This window comes from Microbacterium sp. F01 (genome assembly GCF_056156365.1).
The window spans coordinates 2,005,562-2,023,974 of record NZ_CM149592.1 but is presented as its reverse complement, the minus strand read 5'-3'; the positions used below and the strand labels follow the sequence as shown (position 1 = coordinate 2,023,974).

The window sequence follows — 18,413 nt, the reverse complement described above, 5'->3', positions numbered from 1 at the left end:
GCTGCGGCCCGCCGCCGCTCACGCGCCCGGGCAGTGCGGGATCCCGTCGATCCGGTCGCCCTCCAGCGGGCTTCCGGTGACGGCGGCCACCACGCGGACCGCGCGATCCCAGTAACGGGCGTAGTGGTTCGGGTCGGCATTGACCTGCGTGCGATGCGCGACGAGGGTCGGCTCCACGGCCGCGCGGTCGGGGACGCGTTCCGCCATGGCCCGGTAGAACACCGTCGCGGCCGTGTACGGATCGAGGCGCGCTTCGCGCGTGCCCCAGGAGTCCTGCTGCTGGAACAGGCCGATCGAGGTGGTGCGTGAGCCGTCGGGGTTGGTGACGCCGCTCGTCTCCCAGTCGCCGTAGTCGATGTTGCGCAGCGACGATTCGCCCATCGCCGTCATCACCGCGATCGTCTGGTCCCGCGCGTCGAATCCGAGGTCCCTGCCCGCGGCGAGGATCGTGCAGGCGTTCGTGAGTTGCTCGAACCGATACCCGGCGACGGCGGGCTCGATGATCGGCGGCGGGACAGGTCCGCGATCGTCGGGGGCGAGTGCGAGGTCGTCCGCCCACGACACGCGGAAGCTCCCCGCGAGGGCCGCGGCACCCACCAGGAAGGCGGCGAAGAGGATCACCGGCACGACGATCGCCAGGGCGACGCCCGTACGCCCTCCACGCCGACGGGCGTGTCGATGCTGCGACCGACGCCTGCGCGCCGCCGGCGACCGGCGCGCGGAGCGCCGTCGTGTCGTCGCGCTGGTGCGGGTGGGCATCGTCTTCGCCTTCTGTCGGAACGAGCGCGGATGCGCTCGATCAGCCTAGGCCGCGCCTCGGGTCGCAGCATCCAACTCCCAGCGAACACAGAAGCGGGCCCCGGTCTCCCGGGGCCCGCCTGCGGTGCTGGAACGTCAGACGCCGAAGTACAGCTCGTACTCGAACGGGTGCGGACGCGCGTTCAGCGGCTGGATCTCGTTCTCGATCTTGTACTCGATCCACGTCTCGATGAGCTCGGGCGTGAACACGCCGCCCTTGAGCAGGAACTCGTGGTCGGCGCGCAGCGCGTCGAGCGAGTCGAGCAGCGAGTTCGGCACCTGCGGGATGTTCTTCGCCTCCTCGGGGGGAAGCTCGTACAGGTCCTTGTCGACCGGCTCGTGCGGCTCGATGCGGTTCTGGATGCCGTCGAGGCCCGCCATGAGCTGCGCGGCGAACGCGAGATACGGGTTGCCCGAGGCGTCCGGCGCGCGGAACTCGATGCGCTTGGCCTTCGGGTTCGAGCCCGTGATCGGGATGCGGATGGCCGCCGAGCGGTTACCGGCCGAGTACACCAGGTTGACCGGCGCCTCGTAGCCCTTGACGAGGCGCTTGTACGAGTTGAGCGTGGGGTTGGTGAACGCCAGCAGCGCCGGCGCGTGCGCCAGGATGCCGCCGATGTACCAGCGGGCGAGGTCGGAGAGCTGAGCGTAGCCCTTCTCGTCGTAGAACAGGGGCTTGCCGTCGAGCCACAGCGACTGGTGCGTGTGCATGCCCGAGCCGTTGTCGCCGAAGAGGGGCTTGGGCATGAAGGTCGCGACCTTGCCCCACTCGTTCGCCACGTTCTTGACGATGTACTTGAACTTCAGGATGTCGTCGGCCGCGTGCACCATCGTGTCGAAGCGGTAGTTGATCTCCTGCTGGCCGCCGGTGCCCACCTCGTGGTGGGCACGCTCGAGGTGCAGGCCCGACTCGATGAGGCGCAGGCTGATGTCGTCGCGCAGGTCGGCCGTCTTGTCGACGGGCGAGACCGGGAAGTAGCCGCCCTTGAAGGGGGTCTTGTTGGCGAGGTTGCCGCCCTCTTCGGCGCGGCCGGTGTTCCACGCGCCCTCTTCGGAGTCGACCGAGTAGAAGCTCGAGTTCTGCTTCACCTCGTAGCGGACGTCGTCGAAGATGTAGAACTCGGCCTCGGGCGCGAAGAACGCGGTGTCGGCGATGCCGGTCGACGCCAGGTACTTCTCGGCCTTCTTGGCGACCTGGCGCGGGTCCTTCGAGTAGATCTCGCCGTTGCGCGGGTTGTAGATGTCGAAGACCATGACGAGCGTCTTGGCCTCGCGGAACGGGTCGAGGTAGCCCGTCGACACGTCCGGGATCAGCTGCATGTCCGATTCGTGGATGTTCGCGAAGCCTCGGATGGAGGAGCCGTCGAACAGCTGGCCGACCGTGAAGAACTCTTCGTCGACGGTGGAGGCCGGGATGTTGAAGTGCTGCTGCACGCCAGGAAGATCCGTGAAACGGATGTCGAGGAACTTGACGTCCTCGTCCTTGATGAACTTCAGCACCTCGGATGAATCTTTGAACATGAAGACTCCAGAGGTAGGGCATTCGGATCCGCCCGTACGGGCCGGGCACTTTGGCAAGCTACCCGTAGGGCATTGCCCTCCAGTATCACCTGTGTTTCAGGGATGTTACGGCGACCTGGGTACGCTGGGGAAGTGACGCAGAGCACCCAGGACTATCCCGGCGAACGCCTCGGACTGCCCCGCGAGGGCACCGGATCCATCGGCCGTCTGGGCCGCCGCGTCGGTGCTCTCTTCCTCGATTACGGTGCCGCGTACCTCATCTCGGGGTTTTTCGGATGGGATCCGCTCGCGATCCTGGCGATCTTCGCCGCCATCCAGATCGTGTTCCTGCCCACCCTCCAGGGAAGCCCCGGCCATCGCATCTTCGGCCTGCGGCTCGTGCGCCTGGACGGCGCGTGGGTGGGCCTGTGGCGCCCCGTTCTCCGGACCGCGCTCCTGATCCTCGCCATCCCGGCCGTCATCTGGGACGCCGACCAGCGCGGCCTCCACGACAAGGCCGCGGGCACGGTGCTCATCCGCTCCTGAGACGACAGAACCCGGCCGGCGTCTCCGCCGACCGGGTTCGGGTGCTCTTGCTCAGCGCGGTCGCGGCGCGCGGACCTTCGTGGGGTCGATGCCCTTCGGGATCGGCAGCGAGGTGAGCGACTGCGAGACCGACTCGATGCGCTTGATGACCGCAGACATCGTGGCGCGGTCGATCTTCGTGGGCAGCGCCTTGATGGTCGGCGCGAGCTTCGAGATCGGCGTCTCACCCTCGCCATGGCCGACGTACAGGACGGTGAGGGGAACACCCGCGGCCACCCGCTGGACCTTGGAGCGCTCGTCGTTCACGAGGCGGGTGAGACGGCCGCGGGCGCCCTCGCCCACGATCACGACGCCGCCGCGGCCGATCGCGCGGTAGACGGCTTCCTGCGTCTTGGGGTTGATGCCCACCGGCATCTCGCTGGCCTGCCACTTGCGGCCGAGCGAGGTCGACAGGACGTGACCGGTGGCCCCTGGCATCCCGTCGATCTTCTTGTACATCGCGCGGGTCGACAGACGGGTCATCGTCATCATCGACGCGAGGACACCCAGCATGAGGCCGGTGACGCCCCACAGGATGACGCTCCAGACGGCGACCGGCGGGATGAGGAACCCGATGCCCACACCCACGGCGATGCCGAGGACGAGGAGGCCGATCAGCAGGAACGGCAGCCAGCGGAACTCCTTCTGGGTGAAGGTGTAGAGGGTGCGGATCTGGGAGAAGAATCCCGGGCCCTTCTCGGGGGCGGAACTGCGCGCGGCCATACCCTCCAGCCTACCTTTTCGCGGGCTCCTCCTCGGCTCCTCCACAGTCGGGAACAGACGCCATCCATCCACAGACGCGGCCCGAGCGAGGCGGCGACGGGGCGCGCCGCCGCACACTGGCGTCATGACGACCGCCGATGGCTCGCTCCGCAGCCCCTACCGCGCCATCCGGGCAGTGCGGGCGCGGGATGACGGACCATGGCCGGGCACGCTGGTCCGCACCGCCGGCGGCGACGCGGGGGTGCTCGTCGACGCCGGTGTACTCGGCCCGGATTGGCGGGGATGGGATGCCGAACCCGACGGCCACGTGCTGGCTCCCGTCGACATCGTGCGACGCGTCGACGGACACGACGTGGTGCTGCCGGTGTGCACCGAGCGCCTCGAGGACTTCGTCCGCCGTCGGGCGGCGCGGATGCCGCTCAGCCTCGGTGAGGCCGTCACGCTGGGCGTGAGCGTGCTGCGCGGCTGCGTCCAGCTCGCGCGCGAGCCCGATGCCGCGGGCGACTGGTGGCTCGACGACGCCGGCAGGCCGGTTCTGGCGACGGATGCCGCGTCCCGGCGCGCATTCGAGGCGTCGGCGGCCGTTCTCGAGCAGGTGGGCGTCGACCCACCCGCGCAGCGCACGTGGCAGACCGCGCTGCGCGCCGTCACCGCGGAGCGCATCTCGGTCCACGAGCTCGAGGCGGCCGAGGAGGCACTGTTCGCGGTCGCCGAGGCGGAGCCGCTCAGCACGGTCAGCCTGAGCCCACGGAGCGCCACCGAAGGCGCGGCCCGCGCCCACGAGGAGACACGCCGCGCGGTCGACATGCCGCACGAACCTGCTCCGCGATCGATGTGGCACACGCTCGTCGCGGGCGTGGACGACGACCTCGCCGACACCGTGTCGCGCGCGACGACGGCGGTATGGCGGCGGCTGCGACGGAGGGAGGAGCCTTCCCGGACCGGAACCCGTCGCGCGCCGTGGCTCGTCGGCGGAGCCGTCGCGGTCGCCGTCCTCGCGGGCGGCGCGCTGTGGCCGACCGCGAGCGGCGTTGCAACCGATGACGCAGCGGACGCGACGGCGACGGCGACGCCCGCAGCATCCATTCCGCCAGGTGCGGACCCACCCGAGACGCCCGAGGGCGGAGCAGCGACGGGGGAGCCGGCCGATCTGGCTCGGATCACGGGCGAACTGCTCGACGCACGGATCGCCTGCGCCGGGGACGCCGCCTGCCTCGCGACGGTGACCGTGGATGCGGTCGCCTTGGCCGGTGCCGCCATCGACAGCCCCTCCACCGGACGCACGGTGACACTGCTCGACGATTTCGGCGACATCGCGGTGCTCCGCGTCGACGCGAGCGACGCGTCCGCGCCGTCGCAGATGGTCGTCATTCTGCGCAGAGACGACAGATGGCTGCTGCGCGACGTCTCCGACGTCGCGCAGCAGCCCTAGAAGCGGGACCCGCCCCTGATCAGATGCCCAGGTTGCCCTCGAAGGCGGCCGCCTCGAGGCGCGTCTTCACGGCACCGAGGAAGCGCGCTGCGTCCGCACCGTCGATGACGCGGTGGTCGTACGACAGCGCGAGGTAGACATACGAGCGCACCGAGATCGCGTCCTTGCCGTCGACCGTCACGACGCCGGGACGCTTGACGACCACGCCGGTGCCGAGGATCGCGGTCTGCGGCAGGAAGACGACGGGGGTGTCGAACAGCGCCCCGCGCGAACCGGTGTTGGTCAGCGTGAACGTGCCGCCGGCGAGCTCGTCGGGCTTCAGCTTGTTGTCGCGCGTGCGCGCGGCGAGGTCGGCGATCTCGTGCGCGATCTGGGCGAGGTTCTTGGCTGCCGCGTCACGCAGCACCGGGGTCAGCAGGCCCCGCTCGGTGTCGACGGCGATGGACAGGTTCTCGGTCGCCGGGTAGACGATCTGGTCGCCGTCCACCGTCGAGTTGACGACGGGGTACGCCTGGAGCGCCTCGGCGGCGGCCAGCGCGAAGAACGGCAGGAACGACAGCTTGTCTCCGGTCTTGGCGAGGAAGTCGTTCTTCACCTTGTCGCGGAAGGTCGCGAGCTTCGTGACGTCGACCTCGACCACCGTGGTGAGCTGCGCCGTCGACTGCATCGACTCCACGGCACGCGAGGCGAGCACCTTGCGCAGACGCGACATCGGCTGCGTGGTGCCGCGCAGCGGCGACACCTCGAGCGGCGCGGGTGCGGCAGCGGCGGCGGGAGCAGCGGGCGCCGACGCGGCCTCCGCGGCCTTGAGCACGTCCTCCTTGCGGATGCGACCGCCGACCCCCGTGCCCTTCACCGAACCGAGGTCGACGCCCTGCTGCTGCGCGAGACGGCGCACCAGGGGCGTGACGTAGGTGATCCCGTCCTCCTCGGCGACCAGCGCCGGGGCGGCCGGCGCAGGAGCGGCGGCAGGGGCAGGCGCGGCGGCAGGGGCAGGCGCGGCGGCAGGGGCAGGCGCGGCCGCCGCAGCGGGCTCGGCGGCCGGCGCGGGCGCTGCAGCCGGGGCGGGCGCAGCAGCCGGGGCGGCCGCTGCAGCCGGAGCCTCAGCGGGTGCGGGCGCAGCAGCCGGAGCCTCAGCGGGTGCCGGAGCCGCGGCAGGCGCCGCACCGGCCTCACCGATGCGGGCGAGCGGCGAGCCGACGGCGACGGTCTCGTCCTCGGCGACCAGGATCTCGGTGAGCACGCCGGCGAACGGCGACGGGATCTCGGTGTCGACCTTGTCGGTCGAGATCTCGAGGAGCGGCTCGTCCGCGGCGACCTCGTCACCGATCTGCTTGAGCCAGCGGGTCACGGTGCCCTCGGTGACGCTCTCGCCGAGCTCGGGAAGGACGACGTCCTTGCCGCCGCCTGCGGGTGCAGCGGGCTGCTCGGCGGCGGGCGCCGGTGCGGCCTCGGCCGGGGCGGCGGGGGCCTCTGCGGTCGGAGCCTCGGCGGGCGCGGCCGGGGCTGCCTCGGCGGCCGCGGTCTCGGGGGCAGGAGCCGCAGCGGGAGTGCCCGAGCCGTCGCCGATCTTCGCCAGCACGGCGCCGACCTCGACGGTCTCGTCCTCCTGCACGAGGATCTCCTCGATCACGCCGCTGACCGGCGAGGGGATCTCCGTGTCCACCTTGTCCGTGGAGATCTCGAGCAGGCCCTCGTCCGCCTGGACCGTGTCGCCGACGTTCTTGAGCCAGCGGGTGACCGTTCCCTCGGTCACGCTCTCGCCGAGAGCGGGGAGGACCACGGATGTGCTCATGAGGATGTCTCCTTCTGAAGAAATATCGGATCTAGCTTAGTGATGGGGCGCGGCCCGAAGGGTCACAGGGTGTGCAGCGGCTTGCCTGCGAGAGCGAGGAAAGCCTCGCCGAGCGCTTCGGACTGGGTCGGGTGCGCGTGGATGAACGGCGCGATGTCCTCGGGGTGGGCTTCCCAGCCCACGACGAGCTGCCCCTCGGTGATGAGCTCGCCGACGCGGTCGCCGATGAGGTGGACGCCGAGCACCGGCCCCTCCTTGACGCGGACGACCTTGACGATCCCGCTCGTGCCGAGGATCTCGCTCTTGCCGTTGCCGGCGAGGTTGTACTCATACGCCACGATGCCGTCAGCGCCGTGGGCGTCTGCCGCCTGCGCCTCGGTCAGGCCGACGGACGCGACCTCCGGGTGGCTGTACGTGACCTTGGGGATGTGGGCGTCGGGGATCAGGACGGGCGAGAGCCCGGCGATCTCCTCGGCGACGAAGATGCCCTGCTGGAACCCGCGGTGCGCGAGCTGGAGACCCGGGACGATGTCGCCGACCGCCCACACGTGATCGACGTCGGTGCGGAGGCGCTCGTCGGTGATGACGAAGCCGCGATCGATCGTCACGCCCGCTTCCTCGTAGCCGAGGCCCGCGGTCGCCGGTCCGCGCCCGACGGCGACGAGGAGGTGGTCGGCCGTGAAGGTCTTGCCGTCCTCGAGCGTCACGGTCACCGCATCCGCGGTCTGGGTCGCACTCTGGAACCGCACGCCGAGGGAGTACTGGATGCCGCGGCGCCGGAACGCGCGCTCGAGGCCCTTGCTGAGCGCCAGATCCTCGTTGGGCACGAGGTGGTCGAGCGCCTCGACGATGGTCACGTCGGCGCCGAACGAACGCCACACGCTGGCGAACTCGACGCCGATGACGCCGCCCCCGAGGATCACGACGCTGCCCGGGATCTCGTCGAGCTCGAGTGCGTGCTCACTGGTGAGGATGCGGCCGCCGATCTCGAGGCCGGGAAGCGTCCGGCTGTACGAGCCGGTGGCCAGCACGACGTCGGTGCCACGGTAGAGGTCGTCTCCGACGCGGACGGCCGGGCCCGCTTCGAGGCGTCCTTCCCCGTTCACGACGGTGATGCCGCGAGCCTTGACCAGGCCCTCGAGTCCCTTGTACTTCTTCGCCACGATCCCCTCGCGGTAGGCGCGCACGCCCGCCGGGTCGACGCCCTCGAAGGTCGCGCGGATGCCGATGGCCGCAGCATCCCGTGCCGTCTCGGCCACCTCGGCCGCGTGCAGCAGTGCCTTCGTCGGGATGCAGCCGCGGTGCAGGCATGTCCCGCCCACCTTGTCCCTCTCCACGAGGGCGACGGTCTTGCCGAGTTCCGCGGCCCGCAGCGCGGCCGCATAGCCGCCGCTTCCACCGCCGAGAACGACGAGATCGAAGGAGTGGTCGGTCATCGTGCCTCCTCATCGAGGTCAGTCATGACGAAGCGGATCAGGCTGCGCACGGTAGCGGCAGTCGGTCCCTTGTCGGTGATGCCGTACGGCGCGCCCTTGTGGGTTCCGCTGCCGGCGATGTCGAGATGCACCCAGGGGATTCGAGGTGCATCGGCTTCGCCGGCGCTGCGGCCGACGAAGTGACGCAGGAAGAGTCCTGCGAAGAGCGAGCCGCCTGCGGGGTCGCCGATCTTGGCGTTCTGCAGGTCGGCGATGGGGGAGTCGAGCTCCTCCACCATGTGGGCGGGCAGCGGCAGCTGCCACGCGGGCTCGCCGGTCTCGGCGGCCGCGGCGAGATAGGCGGCCACGGCATCGTCGTCGCCCATCACACCGGTGTGGCGCGTGCCGAGGGCGATCAGGATCGCACCGGTGAGCGTGGCGACGTCCACGATCACGTCGGGGTTCTCGCGACTGGCGGCGACGAGGCCGTCGGCGAGCACGAGGCGCCCCTCGGCGTCGGTGTTGAGCACCTCGACGGTGGTGCCGTCGAGCAGGCGCAGCACGTCGCCGGGACGCGTGGCGCGACCGGACGGCATGTTGTCGGCGACACAGAGCCACGCCGTCACCTTGACGGGAGCGCCGACGGATGCTGCGGCCCGCAGCACGCCGAGCACAGTGGCGGCGCCGGCCATGTCGTACTTCATCCCCACCATCGAGGCGGCCGGCTTCAGCGACAGGCCGCCGGTGTCGAAGGTGATGCCCTTGCCCACCAGCGCGACGTGCCGGGCGGCACCCTCGGGCGCGTACTCGAGACGGATGAGGCGCGGCGGGCGATCGGAGCCCTGCCCCACGCCGAGGATCCCGCCGTAGCCCTGCTCGCGCAGTGCCTCCTCGTCGAGCACCTCGACGGTGACGGGCAGGTCCGCGACGGATTCGGTCGCACGCGCGGCGACATCCGCGGGTCCGAGCCATTCCGCCGGGGTGTTGACGAGATCCTTGACGAGGGCGACGGATGCTGCGGTCTCGACGATCAGCTTCAGCGCCGCGTCGTCCGGCTCGGCGGTGCCGTGGACGACCACGCGCTGGGCGCGGGGCTTCGGCGCCTCGGTCTTGTACCCCTCGAAGCGGTAGCCGCCGAGCGCGGCACCTTCCGCAGCGGCGGTCCACAGCGAAGGATCGGCGAACGGCGCGGCCACGGCCACGGCCTCGAACCCCGTGATGGCGCGGATGGCCGCGCCGACCGCATCACGCAGGGCCGCGGCATCCGGAGCCGAACCGGTCCCCACCACGGCCAGCGGAAGGGTCGTCGCCTCCGGCGCGTAGACGCGGACCGAGGCGCCGGCGGCGCCGGTGAAGCCCACCCCCGACAGCGCGTCGCGCAGGCCCGGCCAGTCGGCGAGATCCGGGGATCCCTCGGTGTCGAGCGGGGGCAGCGCGAGGAGGAGAAGGTCGGCGTCGGACTCTCGGACGGGTGCAGTGCGGTACTCGAGGTCGGGGAACGACATGGTCTCCATCCTAGGGACGACGACTGTTCGCTCTGAGCGCGACCGTCACGACCCGACCTCCGCGGACGGCTCGTAGCATGGGTGCATGCCTTTTCCCGGCCCGCTGTTCGAGCGTGCGGCTTCAGCGCCGCCTGTGCCGCGCGGGCTGCCGCTGGTGATCGCCCTGACCGGGTTCACCGATGCCGGCAGCGCCGTGAGCCGTGTGATCGACTACTTCCGCGACGAACTCTCGCCCTCGCCGCTGGCCGTGTTCTCCAACGACACGCTGCTGGACTACCGGGCACGCCGCCCGATCGTGTCGTTCGAGAAGGACCATCTCACCGACTACCGCCCGTCCCGTCTGGAGCTGTCGTTCGCCCACGACGCCCTCGGGCAGCCGTTCCTGCTGCTCGCGGGCTACGAACCGGACTTCGCATGGGATGCCTTCACCGCGGCGGTCCTCGAGTTCACCGAGCTGTACGGCGTGTCGACGGTGACGTGGGTCCATGCGATCCCGATGCCCGTGCCGCACACGCGGCCGATCGGCACGACGGTCAGCGGAACGCGGTCGGAGCTCACCGAAGCGCACTCGGTGTGGCAGCCCCACACGCAGGTGCCGGCCACGGCGGGTCACCTCCTCGAGTATCGCCTCGCCGCCGCGGGCGTGCGCGTCGCCGGCTTCGTGCTGCTGATCCCGCACTATCTCGGCGACACCGAGTACCCCGCCGCCGCGCTGGCAGCGCTCGACAGCCTCACCGTCGCGACCGGACTCGTGTTCGCCGGCGACGAGCTGCGCGAGGAGAACCGCGAGTACCTCGAGAAGGTCACCGAGCAGATCGAAGGCAGCGACGAGCTCGCCCGCATGGTGCAGGGCCTCGAAGAGCGCTACGACGCGTACATGGCGGGATCCACGCTGGCGACGCCGATGATCCACACCGGCGACCTGCCCAGTGCCGACGAGCTGGCGGCGGAACTGGAGCGGTTCCTGGCGACGCGACCCGCGGAGGACGACAAGCGCGGCTCCTGAAGCGGCATCCCGCGCGTCGACGGAATTCGACGCCCGAGCGGGGTGTTGACACCAGGAGACGGAGGTGCGCCGGTCCCGGCAGGGCGATGCTGGCGGCGCACGGCAAGTATGAGATACTAGACGCTCTGACCCGTTGTCAACCGTCTTCGTGGGGCATCCCCTCGAAGATGTGGACTTGACAAGGGTCTTACTAGTGTCCGAAACCGACCGGAGAGGCGCACGGCGCTTCGACCGGTGAAAGGCGAAACGTGACTCCAGGCACGAACACCAAGGCTCGCTCGGCCGCGAAGGACACCGAGACGGACGAGGCGAAGACGGCGGCCGCCAAGAAGGCTCCGGCGGCCAAGGGCGCCGCCAAGACCAAGGCCGCACCCAAGACCGCGTCCAAGCGCGCGAAGAAGTCGGACGACGAGTTCGAGGACGACGTCGAGGAGATCGACGACGACGTCGAACTCGAGGACGACGGCGACGACGCGGAGGGCGACGACGCAGCGGAGGCCGGCACGCCGGCCAAGGGTGCGAAGGCCGCCGGGGACGACGCCAACGCCACCGAGGACGAGGAGGAAGAGGAGGAGAGCACCAAGCCGGCGTTCACCGAGCCTCTCCCCACCGGCGCGATCGTCATCTCGTCGAGCGACGAGGACGACGTCCCCGTCTACTCGACCCAGATCACGGGCGCGACGGCCGACCCGGTCAAGGACTACCTCAAGCAGATCGGCAAGGTGCCGCTCCTGAACGCGGCCGAAGAGGTCGAGCTCGCGATGCGCATCGAGGCGGGTCTGTTCGCCGAAGAGAAGCTGTCGCACATGTCGGCCGCCGAGAAGACCTCGCAGCTCGGTCTCGACCTGCAGTGGGTCGCCCGCGACGGCCAGCGCGCGAAGAGCCACCTGCTCGGCGCCAACCTGCGCCTCGTGGTCTCGCTCGCCAAGCGTTACACCGGCCGCGGCATGCAGTTCCTGGACCTCATCCAGGAGGGCAACCTCGGTCTCATCCGCGCGGTGGAGAAGTTCGACTACACCAAGGGCTTCAAGTTCTCGACGTACGCGACGTGGTGGATCCGTCAGGCCATCACCCGCGCCATGGCCGACCAGGCGCGCACCATCCGCATCCCGGTGCACATGGTCGAGGTCATCAACAAGCTCGCGCGCGTCCAGCGCCAGATGCTGCAGGACCTCGGTCGCGAACCCACGCCCGAGGAGCTCAGCCGCGAGCTCGACATGACCCCCGAGAAGGTCATCGAGGTGCAGAAGTACGGCCGGGAGCCGATCTCGCTGCACACACCTCTCGGCGAGGACGGCGACAGCGAGTTCGGCGACCTGATCGAGGACACCGAGGCCGTGGTCCCCGCCGACGCGGTGGGCTTCACGATGCTGCAGCGCCAGCTCGAGTCGCTCCTCGACTCGCTCTCGGAGCGCGAGGCCGGCGTGATCCGCATGCGCTTCGGCCTCGGTGACGGGCAGCCGAAGACGCTCGACCAGATCGGCGACACGTTCGGGGTCACCCGTGAGCGCATCCGCCAGATCGAGTCGAAGACGATGGCGAAGCTGCGGCACCCGTCGCGTTCGCAGTCGCTGCGGGACTACCTCGAGTGACCGAGGCGAACGCCGGCAAGGCGCTCACCGTCCAGGTCGAGGGCTTTTCGTTCGCCCGCATCCCGATCCGCACGCGGGTCGTGATGCCGGGCGACGACCTCGACTCGTTCGTGAAGGAGTACGCGGCGGACGTCGTCCGCGAGGGTGACCTCCTGTTCGTGACGGAGAAGATCGTCGCCATCACGCAGGGGCGCTCGTACCTCGTGGAGGACATCAAGCCCCGCAAGCTCGCGCTCTTCCTGTCCAAGTACGTCACCCGCACGCCCTACGGCATCGGACTCGGCATGCCCGAGACGATGGAGATGGCGCTGCGCGAGTGCGGCACGATCCGCATCCTGTTCGCGGCCGCCGTCTCGGCCGTGACCAAGCTGTTCGGCCGCAAGGGCGACTTCTACCGCATCGCCGGCGACAAGGCGCGGGCGATCGACGGACCGACGTCGGGCACGATCCCGCCGTACAACAAGGCCGTCGTGCTCGGACCCGAGCGCCCGCGCGAAGTCGCGGCTCACCTCAAGGCGCTGCTCGGCGGTGTGCCCCAGGTAGCTGTGGTCGACATCAACGACCTGGGCGGCAACATCCTCGGCTCGACGCTCGACAAGGCGGAGGAGAAGCGCCTCGTCTCGATCCTCAAGGACAACCCGCTCGGTCAGGGCCACCAGTCGACGCCGCTCGGCATCGTCCGGACGATCTGAACCCTCCGATACAGAAAGGCGCGGCATCCTTCACGGATGCCGCGCCTTTCGCATACGCGGGGTTTCGCGTCAGAACCCGATCGCGGCGCGGTAGCGGGGTTTGTGTCCCGTGCGGATGCCGGTGACGCTCGGCTTGTTCTCGTACACGCCGGCGCCCCAGTTGCCCTCGACGAGCACCGGTCCGTCCGGCGAGACCACGATGTCCCAGCCGACGTACTGGATCTGCGGCACGACGCGCGCGACCTGGTCGACGAACGCCTTGACCTCGTCGACCATCGGCAGCTGGAAGTCGGCGATGACGAACCCGCTGTCGGGGTGCTTCTCGTGAACGTGGGCGTGCGAGTCGTAGCCCGGGCCGACCGCATGGCCGTTCTCGTCGAGCATCGTGTAGAAGCCGCCGAAGGTCATCTGATCGCTCACCGCGCCGCGGCCGAACTTCTGCGCCATCGCCAGGATGTGGGTCTTCTCGCCGTCGAAGAACGCGGTGACGCGGGTGGTGTTCACGGTGCCGGGGCACACCGCCGCGAGGTCGGCGTGCTGACGGATGACCTCCTCGATGAGCAGCTCGCCGCGCGAGAGCAGACCGCGGTGGAAGTCGTCCCAGTCGGAGATGTCCGCCGCGTGGTAACGGTGCACACCCGTGCCCGCCTGACCCACCGGCTCCTTCGTGACGATCGTCCCGTGCTTCTCGGCGAAGGCGCGCACCGCGTCGGCGTTGCCGTGATCGACGACCATCCAGTCGCGGCGGAGGAAATCGCTGAACGTGCGGTCGAACTCGACCTTGTCCTGGAACTGGCCCCGGTATGCGGGATCGTCGTACTTCTGCGACAGCTCGTTCGAGACCGGGTGCGTCATGTAGGTCGCGCGCTCGGCGCGGCTGAGGATCGCGAAGTCGTAGTCGACGTAGTCCTGGAAGCCGACCTGCTTGAACCCGGCCGACCAGAGCATGTCGACGACGACGGCGGGGGTCCACTTGCCATGCTCGTGCGCGGTCTCTTTCGCGCGCTCCAGCACGGAGCCGACATCGATGCGACGGACACGCCAGGCGAGGTAGCGAAGGCGATTCGAGAGGGCGAGGCCCTGAGAAGACATGCGTGCTCCGGGTTCGGTTCGGGGACCCCGATAGTCTAGAGGCGTGAGTTCCGCGATCCCTGGGCACGACCACGTCGCGCCGGGATCCGACTCCCGCAGCGCTCCGGTCGCACGCATCTCGCGGGCCGCGCTGACCGCGAACGCCCGTGCCGCGTGGGAACGCAGCATCCGTTCGTACGACCCGTCGATCCTGGATGCGGATGCTTGGGGGCACGGGGAAGAACTCGTGCGCAGCGTGCTCGAGACCGAGAGGTTCGTGCCCGGACGGACGCAGAACCTCTCACCGTCGTCGCTCTTCGGACTCCCCGGCGCCGGGCACGCGCCCGTGCCCGCACTGCGGCTCACCGGCACCGTGCTCTCCGTGAAGGACCTCCGCGCGGGCGAGGGCGTGTCGTACGGCTACGCGTACCGCGCGTCCGCCGACACCCGCGTCGCACTCGTCACCGGCGGCTACGCACAGGGCATCGTGCGCGGACTCGGCGGCGCGGTGCACGTCGCGATCGCGGGGGAGCGTCACCCTATCGTCGGTCGCGTCGCGATGGACGTGTGCGTGGTGGAGATCACGGATGCCGCGGTCCGCCGCGGCGAAGAGGTCCTGTTCCTCGGCGACCCGGCGCAGGGTGAGCCGTCGCTCGACGAGTGGGTGCGCGCGACCGGGCTGACCGCGGGGGAACTCGTCACGATGGTCGGACTCCGCGCCATCCGAGAGGAGGCACGGTGACCGCGCGCCTGAACGTCGACCTCGATGCCCTCGCGGCCAACATCTCACGCGTGCGCGACACGGTGTCTCCCGCCGGGCTGATGCTCGTGGTCAAGGACGACGCCTACGGCCACGGCCTGGAGCCCGTCGTGCGGGCCGCCTCCGCCGCGGGGGTGACCTGGTTCGGCGCCTTCGATGTGCGGACGGGATGCGCGGTCCGCGAGGCGGTGGGCGACGACGCCCGCATCTTCGCCTGGATCGCCGCCTCGCGCGACGACCTCGACGCGGCCGTCGCCGCGCGGATCGACCTGGGGGTCGGCGACGCCGAGCTGCTCGAGGAGCTCGCGGAGGCCGCGCGCGCGGCCGGTGCCGCGGTGCGCGTGCACCTCAAGATCGACACCGGCCTGCACCGCAACGGCGTGCGACCGGAGCAGTGGCCCGGATTCGTGTCCCGCGCGGCGGCCCTTCAGGCGGATCGGGTCATCGACGTGGTCGGGGTCTGGAGCCATATCGCGGAGGCATCCGACGCCGAGGACGACGACGCCCGCGGCGTCTACGAGTGGGCGCTCGAGCAGGCCGCGGCCGTGGGGCTCCGCCCGGTGATGCGCCATCTCGCCGCCAGCGCCGCCTCGTTCGCGCGCCCGGAGTTCCGCTACGACATGGTTCGCGTCGGGGCGTTCTGCTACGGCATCCGCTCGGCGGGCGGCCCCTCCGCCGACGACCTGGGCCTCACGCCGATCGGAACGCTCGAGGCGGACGTCATCGAGGTCGGCGATCAAGCCGTTCGGATCGGCCTCGGGGCACTCGACGGCCTCCCGTCGTTGCTCGGGCGACGCGCTGCCGTCGGCACGCCCGCCGGAAGCCGTTCGCTCGTGGCCGTCGCAGTGTCGGATTCCCTGGTCGCCGCATGGCCGGGCGCGACCGCCGGGGACGCCGTCACGATCTACGGCCCGGGCTCCGCGGGCGAAGTCAGCGCGACGGATCTCGCCGAGCTCATCGGCACGATCGGCGAGGAGATCGCGCTGCGCGTGTCACCGCTCGTGGAACGCAGATACACCCGCCGCTGAGAGCGACGGGTGCGAGTCTGCCGAGCCGGGCGCCTACTCGGCGAGGCGAGCGGTCTCGTCGTGCCACGAGGTCGCGATGGCGCGGAGCTTCTCTTCGTACTTGCGACCGTGGTGGGCGCAGAAGAGGAGTTCGCTGCCGTTGACCTCGGCCGCGATGTACGCCTGTGCGCCGCACGAATCGCAGCGATCCATGGCGGTGAGGCGGTGCTCGAGGACGGCGCCGGTCTCGGTCGGTGTCGATAGCGTGTTCATCTCGGTGCCTCCTCGTACTGGTAGAACTCTCTAGCGGTCATGAAATACAACCACGCCGATGTTTCGAGAATGCCGCGAATTGACGACATTTCGCTGAGCGCGTACGCTCCTCGGCCTTGAAGCGTGTCTGTGCGGGGCTGTCGGGTCCCCCGATTACGATGGGAGATTGTGACCGCCGAGTACTCCGCCCATCATCTTCAGGTGCTCGAAGGGCTCGAAGCGGTCCGCAAGCGCCCCGGCATGTACATCGGCTCGACCGACTCGCGGGGCCTCATGCACTGCCTGTGGGAGATCATCGACAACTCCGTCGACGAGGCCCTCGCCGGCCACGGCTCGAGAATCGACATCGTCCTCCACGCCGACGGCAGCGTCGAGGTGCGCGACCGCGCCCGCGGCATCCCCGTCGACATCGAGCCGCGAACGGGGCTGTCGGGCGTCGAGGTCGTCTTCACCAAGCTCCACGCCGGCGGCAAGTTCGGCGGCGGCTCCTACGCCGCATCGGGCGGTCTGCACGGCGTCGGGGCATCCGTCGTCAACGCGCTCTCGGAGCGCCTCGACGTCGAGGTCGACCGGGGCGGAAAGACCTGGGCGATGTCGTTCCACCGGGGCGAGCCCGGCATCTTCTCGAACGGCAGTCCCGACTCGGCGTTCACGCCGTTCGAGGACCGCAGCGAGCTGCGCGTCGCCGGCCGCGCCGCCAAGGGCGTCACAGGAACGCGCATCCGCTACTGGGCCGACCGGCAGATCTTCACGAAGGACGCCGCCTTCAACATGCAGGAGCTCGAACAGCGCGCCCGCCAGACCGCGTTCCTGGTCCCCGGCCTCGAGATCGTCATCCGCGACGAGCGCCCCGGCACCGAGTCGGGCGAGCCGGTCGAGACGAGCTACCGCTTCGACGGCGGCATCTCGGAGTTCGCCGACTTCCTCGCCCCCGACTCGGGCGTCACCGACACGTGGCGACTGAGCGGAGAGGGGAAGTTCACCGAGACCGTCCCGGTGCTGCAGCCCTCGGGAGCGATGGTCCCGACCGAGGTCGAGCGCGAGTGCCACGTCGACATCGCGGTCAGGTGGGGCACCGGCTACGAGACGGTGTCGCGCTCGTTCGTCAACATCATCGCGACGCCGAAGGGCGGCACCCACCAGCAGGGGTTCGAGCAGGGCCTCATGAAGGTGCTGCGCGATCAGGTCGCGCAGAACGCGCGTCGCCTCAAGGTCGGAAACGACAAGCTCGAGAAGGACGACATCCTCGCCGGGCTCACGGCCGTGCTGACGGTGCGTCTTCCCGAGCCGCAGTTCGAAGGCCAGACCAAGGAGGTCCTCGGCACCCCGGCGGTCCGCCAGATCGTGTCGAACGTCCTCACCCGCGAGCTCACCGCGCGGTTCACGTCGCCGAAGCGCGACGACAAGGCGCAGACGTCGCTGCTGCTCGACAAGGTGGTCTCCGAGATGAAGGCGCGCATCTCCGCGCGCACGCACAAAGAGACGCAGCGCCGCAAGAACGCGCTGGAGTCCTCGTCGTTGCCGGCGAAGCTCGCCGACTGCCGGTCGAACGACGTCGCCGAGTCCGAGCTGTTCATCGTCGAGGGCGACTCGGCGCTCGGAACAGCCAAGCTGGCGCGCAACAGCGAGTTCCAGGCACTGCTGCCGATCCGCGGCAAGATCCTCAACGTGCAGAAGGCGTCGATCAGCGACATGCTGTCGAACGCCGAGTGCGCCGCGATCATCCAGGTGATCGGCGCCGGCTCGGGTCGCTCGTTCGACCTCGACACCGCGCGCTACGGCAAGATCATCCTGATGAGCGACGCCGACGTCGACGGCGCCCACATCCGCACGCTGCTGCTGACGCTGTTCTTCCGCTACATGCGGCCACTGATCGACGAGGGCCGCGTCTACGCCGCCGTCCCGCCGCTGCACCGCGTGGTCGTGATGAACCCGGGGTCGAAGCCGAACGAGACGATCTACACGTACTCCGAGGCGGAGCTCCACGGACTCCTCACGAAGCTCACCAAGGCGGGCAAGCGCTGGCAGGAGCCCGTTCAGCGCTACAAGGGCCTCGGCGAGATGGACGCGGACCAGTTGGCCACGACCACCATGGACCGCAGTGGCCGCACCCTCCGACGCGTGCGGATGCAGGACGCCGAGGCCGCGGCATCCGTCTTCGAACTGCTCATGGGCAACGACGTGGCGCCCCGCAAGGAATTCATCATCGACTCCAGCGACCGGCTGGTGCGCGAGCGCATCGACGCGTGAGTCGGTCCG

Annotated in this window: 16 protein-coding genes; 8 read left to right on the top strand and 8 right to left on the bottom strand. The window is 70.0% G+C overall.

The window, feature by feature from the left end; genetic code table 11:
• Positions 1–18 precede the first annotated feature (18 nt).
• Together ACVN90_RS09220 and glnA are read right to left on the bottom strand one after the other, a co-directional pair.
• Positions 19–759 (bottom strand): peptidase M23, encoded by a 741-nt coding sequence (locus ACVN90_RS09220; protein WP_475101819.1) that lies wholly within the window; start codon positions 757–759, stop codon positions 19–21.
• Between the two features lie 135 nt (positions 760–894).
• Positions 895–2,319, bottom strand: a complete 1,425-nt coding sequence (gene glnA, locus ACVN90_RS09215) for a type I glutamate--ammonia ligase (RefSeq protein ID WP_475101818.1) — start codon at positions 2,317–2,319, stop codon at positions 895–897.
• Between the two features lie 132 nt (positions 2,320–2,451).
• On the opposite strand from glnA, the gene ACVN90_RS09210 reads away from it, so the two are divergent.
• Positions 2,452–2,844: an RDD family protein gene (locus ACVN90_RS09210; RefSeq protein WP_374978069.1), complete on the top strand. Its 393-nt coding sequence runs from the start codon at positions 2,452–2,454 to the stop codon at positions 2,842–2,844.
• A 51-nt stretch (positions 2,845–2,895) separates the two neighbouring features.
• On the opposite strand, the gene ACVN90_RS09205 is transcribed toward ACVN90_RS09210, so the two are convergent.
• Complete coding sequence (locus ACVN90_RS09205; protein ID WP_475101817.1) at positions 2,896–3,606, bottom strand: DUF4191 domain-containing protein; 711 nt, start codon at positions 3,604–3,606, stop codon at positions 2,896–2,898.
• 124 nt (positions 3,607–3,730) lie between these two features.
• Here ACVN90_RS09205 and ACVN90_RS09200 point away from each other — a divergent pair, with 124 nt between their 5' ends.
• Positions 3,731–5,038: a hypothetical protein gene (locus ACVN90_RS09200; protein WP_475101816.1), complete on the top strand. Its 1,308-nt coding sequence runs from the start codon at positions 3,731–3,733 to the stop codon at positions 5,036–5,038.
• A gap of 19 nt (positions 5,039–5,057) precedes the next feature.
• Here the strand turns inward: ACVN90_RS09200 and sucB are convergent, their stop codons facing one another.
• From sucB to ACVN90_RS09185, 3 genes are all read right to left on the bottom strand, one after another.
• Positions 5,058–6,833: a 2-oxoglutarate dehydrogenase, E2 component, dihydrolipoamide succinyltransferase gene (sucB, locus tag ACVN90_RS09195; RefSeq protein ID WP_475101815.1), complete on the bottom strand. Its 1,776-nt coding sequence runs from the start codon at positions 6,831–6,833 to the stop codon at positions 5,058–5,060.
• A 62-nt stretch (positions 6,834–6,895) separates the two neighbouring features.
• Positions 6,896–8,269 (bottom strand): dihydrolipoyl dehydrogenase, encoded by a 1,374-nt coding sequence (lpdA, locus tag ACVN90_RS09190; RefSeq protein ID WP_475101814.1) that lies wholly within the window; start codon positions 8,267–8,269, stop codon positions 6,896–6,898.
• Positions 8,266–9,753, bottom strand: a complete 1,488-nt coding sequence (locus ACVN90_RS09185) for a leucyl aminopeptidase (protein WP_475101813.1) — start codon at positions 9,751–9,753, stop codon at positions 8,266–8,268. The genes lpdA and ACVN90_RS09185 overlap by 4 nt, the downstream gene beginning before the upstream one ends.
• Positions 9,754–9,838: 85 nt before the next feature.
• Here ACVN90_RS09185 and ACVN90_RS09180 point away from each other — a divergent pair, with 85 nt between their 5' ends.
• From ACVN90_RS09180 to ACVN90_RS09170, 3 genes are all read left to right on the top strand, one after another.
• Positions 9,839–10,759 (top strand): proteasome assembly chaperone family protein, encoded by a 921-nt coding sequence (locus tag ACVN90_RS09180; protein ID WP_475101812.1) that lies wholly within the window; start codon positions 9,839–9,841, stop codon positions 10,757–10,759.
• Between the two features lie 248 nt (positions 10,760–11,007).
• A complete protein-coding gene (locus tag ACVN90_RS09175) occupies positions 11,008–12,351 on the top strand; it encodes an RNA polymerase sigma factor (RefSeq protein WP_475101811.1) in 1,344 nt (447 codons plus the stop codon).
• A complete protein-coding gene (locus tag ACVN90_RS09170) occupies positions 12,348–13,043 on the top strand; it encodes a coenzyme F420-0:L-glutamate ligase (protein ID WP_475101810.1) in 696 nt (231 codons plus the stop codon). Before ACVN90_RS09175 ends, ACVN90_RS09170 begins: the two co-directional genes overlap by 4 nt.
• Positions 13,044–13,112: 69 nt before the next feature.
• Here ACVN90_RS09170 and ACVN90_RS09165 read toward each other — a convergent pair whose 3' ends face one another.
• A complete protein-coding gene (locus ACVN90_RS09165) occupies positions 13,113–14,135 on the bottom strand; it encodes a sugar-transfer associated ATP-grasp domain-containing protein (RefSeq protein ID WP_475101809.1) in 1,023 nt (340 codons plus the stop codon).
• A gap of 43 nt (positions 14,136–14,178) precedes the next feature.
• Here ACVN90_RS09165 and ACVN90_RS09160 point away from each other — a divergent pair, with 43 nt between their 5' ends.
• Both ACVN90_RS09160 and ACVN90_RS09155 read left to right on the top strand, forming a co-directional pair.
• Complete coding sequence (locus tag ACVN90_RS09160) at positions 14,179–14,856, top strand: alanine racemase C-terminal domain-containing protein (protein ID WP_475101808.1); 678 nt, start codon at positions 14,179–14,181, stop codon at positions 14,854–14,856.
• A complete protein-coding gene (locus ACVN90_RS09155; RefSeq protein ID WP_475101807.1) occupies positions 14,853–15,902 on the top strand; it encodes an alanine racemase in 1,050 nt (349 codons plus the stop codon). The genes ACVN90_RS09160 and ACVN90_RS09155 overlap by 4 nt, the downstream gene beginning before the upstream one ends.
• A 33-nt stretch (positions 15,903–15,935) precedes the next feature.
• On the opposite strand, the gene ACVN90_RS09150 is transcribed toward ACVN90_RS09155, so the two are convergent.
• Positions 15,936–16,154 (bottom strand): DUF7455 domain-containing protein, encoded by a 219-nt coding sequence (locus ACVN90_RS09150; RefSeq protein WP_056367331.1) that lies wholly within the window; start codon positions 16,152–16,154, stop codon positions 15,936–15,938.
• 168 nt (positions 16,155–16,322) lie between these two features.
• On the opposite strand from ACVN90_RS09150, the gene ACVN90_RS09145 reads away from it, so the two are divergent.
• The gene (locus ACVN90_RS09145) at positions 16,323–18,404 is read left to right on the top strand and encodes a DNA gyrase/topoisomerase IV subunit B (RefSeq protein WP_475101806.1); all 2,082 of its coding nucleotides are present in this window, start codon (positions 16,323–16,325) and stop codon (positions 18,402–18,404) included.
• The last annotated feature ends 9 nt before the right edge of the window (positions 18,405–18,413 follow it).